Source organism: Oceanivirga salmonicida, from assembly GCF_001517915.1.
GTDB classification, from domain to species: Bacteria; Fusobacteriota; Fusobacteriia; order Fusobacteriales; family Leptotrichiaceae; genus Oceanivirga; species Oceanivirga salmonicida.
In genome coordinates, this window is sequence record NZ_LOQI01000204.1 from 1 (window position 1) to 345 (window position 345).

At 24.1% G+C, this 345-nt stretch carries 1 protein-coding gene; it reads left to right on the forward strand.

The window, feature by feature from the left end; genetic code table 11:
- Nucleotides 1-144 precede the first annotated feature (144 nt).
- Nucleotides 145-345, forward strand: a 201-nt coding sequence (locus AWT72_RS08970; RefSeq protein WP_156413166.1) for a hypothetical protein, incomplete at its 3' end; no start/stop codon positions are given.

Consider the following 345-nt stretch of genomic DNA (forward strand, 5'->3'; position numbering starts at 1 on the left):
TGTAAAACGTCACATAAAATGAGCCATAAAATATAGCAATTAAAATCATATAAAGTGCCAATTTTGAGCCATTTTTTTGATTATCAAGTTAATATATATCAAAGTGTAAATATACTTAATATATTTTTAAGGAGGTAGTCAAAAATGACTAAAGAAGAAAAAGATTTTGCTAAAAAAATGGCAATCAAATTAATCGAAGAAGGTAGAAAACTTACTACTATCACAATTATTACAAGTTTATCATATGCAACAGTGAAAAGATTGAAAAAACAATCTGGCAAAAGTATTTTAGATGGTAAAAAGAAAGATTTATCTAAGAAATCATGTAGAAAATGTAAGTTAAAA